Annotated in this window: 5 protein-coding genes; 1 reads left to right on the top strand and 4 read right to left on the bottom strand. The window is 72.7% G+C overall.

The features are described 5' to 3' along the window. The 3 genes from AB0K80_RS33760 to AB0K80_RS33770 form a co-directional block, all read right to left on the bottom strand. The coding region (locus tag AB0K80_RS33760) for a biotin/lipoyl-containing protein (protein ID WP_365676362.1) at positions 1-694 on the bottom strand (694 nt) is incomplete at its 3' end. Positions 695-752: 58 nt separating this feature from the next. Continuing rightward, the gene (gene lpdA / locus AB0K80_RS33765) at positions 753-2,141 is read right to left on the bottom strand and encodes a dihydrolipoyl dehydrogenase (protein WP_365676364.1); all 1,389 of its coding nucleotides are present in this window, start codon (positions 2,139-2,141) and stop codon (positions 753-755) included. A gap of 279 nt (positions 2,142-2,420) precedes the next feature. Next, entirely contained in the window at positions 2,421-3,947 is a 1,527-nt protein-coding gene (locus tag AB0K80_RS33770; RefSeq protein WP_365676366.1) for a leucyl aminopeptidase, read from the bottom strand. Between the two features lie 471 nt (positions 3,948-4,418). Between AB0K80_RS33770 and AB0K80_RS33775 the strand changes: the two genes are divergently transcribed. After that, positions 4,419-5,201: an endo alpha-1,4 polygalactosaminidase gene (locus tag AB0K80_RS33775; protein ID WP_365676368.1), complete on the top strand. Its 783-nt coding sequence runs from the start codon at positions 4,419-4,421 to the stop codon at positions 5,199-5,201. A 21-nt stretch (positions 5,202-5,222) separates the two neighbouring features. Here the strand turns inward: AB0K80_RS33775 and AB0K80_RS33780 are convergent. Continuing rightward, positions 5,223-5,433, bottom strand: a 211-nt coding sequence (locus AB0K80_RS33780) for an adenosylcobinamide-GDP ribazoletransferase (RefSeq protein ID WP_365676370.1), incomplete at its 5' end; no start/stop codon positions are given.

A 5,433-nucleotide genomic window follows, 5' to 3' on the forward strand; every position in this document is an offset into this window, starting at 1 on the left:
CGGGCGCCGGAGCCGGGGCGGCCGGGGCGGGCGCGGCGGCCGGAGCGGCACCGGGGGCGCCGATGACGGCGAGCTTGGCGCCGACCTCGGCGGTCTCGTCCTCGCCGACCACGATCTCCAGCAGCACACCGGAGGCCGGGGCGGGGATCTCGGTGTCGACCTTGTCGGTGGAGACCTCCAGCAGCGGCTCGTCGGCCTCGACGGTGTCACCGACCGACTTCAGCCAGCGGGTGACGGTGCCCTCGGTGACGGACTCGCCGAGCGCGGGCAGGACCACGTCCGTGCCCTCGGCGGAGCCGCCGCCGGAGGCGGCCTCGGCGGTGGGCGCCGGAGCCGGGGCGCTCTGCTCGGTGGACGGCTGGGCGGCCGGGGCGGGCTCGGGAGCCGGCGGGGCGACCTCCTCGGCGGCCGGGGCCTGCTCGGCGGCCGGAGCCGGGGCGGCGGCGGGGGCGCCGCTGCCGTCGTCGATCACGGCCAGCTCGGCGCCGACCTCGACCGTCTCGTCCTCGGCGACCTTGATGGAGGCCAGCACACCGGAGGCCGGGGCGGGGATCTCGGTGTCGACCTTGTCGGTGGAGACCTCGAGCAGCGGCTCGTCGGCCTCGACGCGCTCACCCTCGGCCTTCAGCCAGCGGGTGACAGTGCCCTCGGTGACGCTCTCGCCGAGCGCCGGAAGGGTTACGGAAACCGCCATGGTTTCGGTTGCTCCTTACAAGTGCGGAAGTCTGTGTCGTCGCGTTCGTGACCGAGGGTCAGTCGTGCGCGTGGAGGGGCTTGCCCGCGAGGGCCAGGTGGGCCTCGCCCAGCGCCTCGTTCTGCGTCGGGTGGGCGTGGATGAGCTGGGCGACCTCGGCCGGCAGCGCCTCCCAGTTGTAGATCAGCTGGGCCTCGCCGACCTGCTCGCCGATGCGGTCGCCGACCATGTGGACGCCGACCACGGCACCGTCCTTGACCTGGACGAGCTTGATCTCGCCCGCGGTCTTCAGGATCTTGCTCCTGCCGTTGCCCGCCAGGTTGTACTTCAGAGCGACGACCTTGTCCGCGCCGTAGATCTCCTTGGCCTTGGCCTCGGTGAGGCCGACGGAGGCGACCTCCGGGTGGCTGTACGTCACCCGCGGGACACCGTCGTAGTCGATCGGGACGACCTTCAGACCGGCCAGCCGCTCCGCCACCAGGATGCCCTCGGCGAAGCCGACGTGCGCGAGCTGGAGGGTCGGGACCAGGTCACCGACGGCGGAGATGGTCGGGACGTTGGTCCGCATGTACTCGTCGACGAGGACGTAGCCGCGGTCCATGGCGACCCCGGCCTCCTCGTAGCCCAGGCCCTGCGAGACCGGGCCGCGGCCGACGGCGACGAGGAGGAGCTCCGCCTCGAACTCCTTGCCGTCGGCGAGGGTGACCTTGACACCGTCCTGGGTGTACTCGGCCTTCTGGAAGAAGGTGCCCAGGTTGAACTTGATGCCGCGCTTGCGGAAGGCGCGCTCCAGCAGCTTCGAGGAGTTCTCGTCCTCGGCCGGGACGAGGTGCTTCAGGCCCTCGATGATCGTGACGTCGGTGCCGAAGGACTTCCACGCGGAGGCGAACTCGGAGCCGATGACACCGCCGCCCAGGATGATCGCGGACTTCGGCACGCGGTCCAGGACGAGGGCGTGGTCCGAGGAGATGATCCGGTTGCCGTCGATCTCCAGACCCGGCAGCGACTTCGGCACGGAGCCGGTCGCCAGCAGGATGTGGCGGCCCTGGATGCGCTGGCCGTTCACGTCGACGGAGGTGGGGGAGGACAGCCGCCCCTCACCCTCGATGTAGGTCACCTTGCGCGAGGCGACCAGGCCCTGCAGGCCCTTGTACAGGCCGGCGACCACGTCGTCCTTGTACTTGTGGACGGCGGGCATGTCGATGCCCTCGAAGCTGGCCTTGACGCCGAACTGCTCGCTCTCGCGCGCCTGGTCGGCGATCTCGCCGGCGTGCAGCAGCGCCTTGGTGGGGATGCACCCCCGGTGCAGGCAGGTACCGCCGACCTTGTCCTTCTCGATCAGGGCGACGTCCAGGCCCAGCTGCGCCCCGCGCAGGGCCGCGGCGTAACCACCGCTACCACCGCCGAGGATCACTAGGTCGAAAACGGTGCTGGCGTCGTTCGCCACGTCACGTCCTCCATGCATGTGCGCCACGCCGGTCTCCAGTGACCGGTCGGCGGCTGGTGTCCGGCCGCTCGTTCTTCGGCCCTTCGGTGGGGCCCTGTCCTGCCGAGCCCCATCTTCGCACTTGTCAGCACAGGAAGAGACGCGGGGCCCGAGTGTGAGACACAGCACCTTTCGACCGGTGCCAGGGGTCTCGCCCGGGGGCGCGGGGCACTGCGCGACCAGCCCCCACGCCCCCGCGGCCGCCGTCCTGCCGGACGGGGCCGTGCTGTCAGGCGACCATCAGCCCAGGTCGCCCGCGGCGGTCAGCTCGGCCAGCCGCACGAGTGTCCGCACCGCCGTCCCCGTACCGCCCTTCGGCGTGTACCCGAAGGGACCGCCCTCGTTGAACGCCGGCCCGGCGATGTCCAGGTGCGCCCAGGTGATGCCCTCGCCCACGAACTCCCGCAGGAACAGCCCGGCGACCAGTCCGCCGCCCATCCGCTCGCCCATGTTGGCGATGTCGGCGACGGGCGAGTCCATCCCTTTGCGCAGGTGCTCCGGCAGCGGCATCGGCCAGGCCGGCTCGCCGACCTCCTCGGCGGCCTCGTACACCGCCGTGCGGAACGCGTCGTCGTTGGCCATGATCCCGAACGTCCGGTTGCCCAGCGCGAGCATCATCGCGCCGGTCAGCGTCGCCACGTCCACGATCGCGTCCGGCTTGTCCTGCGAGGCCGCCCACAGCGCGTCGGCCAGCACCAGCCGGCCCTCGGCGTCGGTGTTGAGCACCTCCACCGTCTTGCCGCTGTACATGCGCAGCACGTCACCGGGCCGGACGGCGGAGCCCGACGGCATGTTCTCGGCGAGCGCCAGCCAGCCGGTGACGTTGACCTCCAGGCCGAGACGCGCGGCGGCGACCACGGCGGCGAAGACCGCCGCCGCGCCGCTCATGTCGCACTTCATCGTCTCGTTGTGCCCGGCCGGCTTCAGCGAGATGCCGCCCGAGTCGTAGGTGATGCCCTTGCCGACGAAGGCCAGGTGCTTCTTGGCCTTGGAGGAGGTGTACGACAGCTTCACCAGGCGCGGCGCGGACGCCGAGCCGGAGCCGACGCCGAGGATGCCGCCGTAGCCGCCCTTGGTGAGGGCCTTCTCGTCGAGCACCTGCACCTTGATGCCGTGCTCCTTGGCCGCGGCCTGCGCGATCGCGGCGAAGGCCTCCGGGTTGAGGTCGTTCGGCGGGGTGTTGACCAGGTCGCGGGCGCGGTTGAGCTCCTCGGCGACGGCGGTGGCGCGCTCGACGGCCGCCTTGTACGCCTTGTCGCGGGGCTTGCCGCCGAGCAGCGCGGCCTCGGCGAGCGGCGCCTTGCCGTTCTTGGCCTTCGGGTCCTTGGCGCTCTGCTTGTAGGCGTCGAAGGAGTACGCGCCGAGCAGCACGCCCTCGGCGATCGCGCCCGCGTCGGCGGCGTCGGTGACCGGCAGGGCGAAGGCGGCCTTCTTGGTCCCGGCGAGCGTCCGGGCGGCCACACCGGCGGCCTTGCGCAGGGCCTCGCCGTCGAAGGAGGCGTCCTTCTCGGGCAGGGCGCCCAGGCCCACCGCCACCACGAGCGGGGCCTTGAAACCGGACGGCGCCGGCAGCTTCGTCACCTCCCCCTCGGCACCGGAGGCGCCGAGGGTCTCCAGGACGCCGGCCAGCCTGCCGTCGTACGCCTTGTCCACGGCTTCGGCGCCCGGTGCGACGACCGGTCCCTTGTCGCCCTTGGCGACACCGATCACGAGCGCGTCGGCCCGCAGGCCGGGCGCCGCGGCGGTGCTGAGAGTGAGAGCAGTCACGGTGGTGAATTCTCGCTTCCGATGTGAAGTTGCGGTGGTCGAACGGTGTGGGTCGACCGGGCCCGACAGTCGACCCTAGACCCTTCGGACAAGCACCCGAGGGCGTGGTCCCGGCGGGGCCTTCCCCGGTGCGGCGAACACTCGGGACGAGCCTACGCGCACCGTCCCCCAGGAACTCGCGGGCCGGAGAGGCGTACGAGCCCACGCCCGGGACCGTCGCCGGCCGGCCCCTCGAACTGCGCGACCCCCGGTAAGCGGCCGTCGCCACGGACGGGGCCGGCCGGTGAGCGCAGGCGCCTGGCCGACGCCGGGCCCCGCCCGGACACCCTGCCCGCCATCCCCGGGCAGCACACCCCCGTCCGGGCCCGGCCCCTGGCCGGCACGGCACGCCGGGGGCGCGACGGTGCACTGCTCGGTGCCGGGTCGGGGATCATCCGTGGAAACGCTGCCGCACACCCTGGAGCCCACCCGGTGAGACGCCCCCTGCTGCCGGCCGCCCTGCTCGCCCTGCTGCTCGCCGCCTGCACCCCGAACCCCGACGACAAGCCGGGCGGCTCCCGCTGGCAGCCGCGCCCCGGCACCGCCTGGCAGTGGCAGCTCAGCGGCCGGCTCGACACCTCCGTCGACGTGCCGGTCTACGACATCGACGGCTTCGACCACTCCGAGGCCACGGTCGCCGCCCTGCACCGCGCGGGCCGCAAGGTCATCTGCTACCTGTCGGCCGGCGCCTGGGAGAACTGGCGCCCGGACGCGAAGAAGTTCCCCCCGTCGGTCCTCGGCCGCGGCAACGGCTGGGAGGGCGAGCGCTGGCTCGACATCCGCCGCACCGACGTCCTGGAGCCGCTCATGGCGGCCCGGCTCGACCTGTGCCGCGCCAAGGGCTTCGACGCGGTCGAGCCGGACAACATGGACGGCTACCGCAACCCCACCGGCTTCCCCCTCACCGCCCGCGACCAGCTCCGCTACAACCGGCTGATCGCCGAGCTGGCCCACGACCGCGGCCTCGCCGTGGGCCTGAAGAACGACCTGGACCAGATCCCGCAGCTGGTCGGCGACTTCGACTTCGCGGTCAACGAGCAGTGCGCCCAGTACGACGAGTGCGCGGCTCTGAAGCCCTTCATCGACGCGGGCAAGGCGGTGTTCCACGCCGAGTACGAGCTGCCCACCGGCCGGTTCTGCGCCGAGTCCCGCCGGCTGAGGCTCAGTTCACTGCTGAAGAAGTACGAACTGGGGGCCTGGCGCCGGGCCTGCTGACCCGCGGCCACCCGGCCGGGCTCACCGAAAGGTCAGCGACGAGACGATCAGCGCCGTCGTGGCCGCCGTCTCCGCGAGTCCCCCGAACACATCACCGGTGACCCCGCCGAAGCGGCGGGTGCAGTGCCGCAGCAGGAGCTCCGCGACCGCGAGCGCGGCGGCCACCGCGAGCACCGCGCGGACGGCGTCGTACGCCCCGAGCAGCGCGCCCGCGGCCGCGCTCCCCGCACCG

Source organism: Streptomyces sp. NPDC052682 (assembly GCF_040678435.1).
GTDB lineage: Bacteria > Actinomycetota > Actinomycetes > Streptomycetales > Streptomycetaceae > Streptomyces.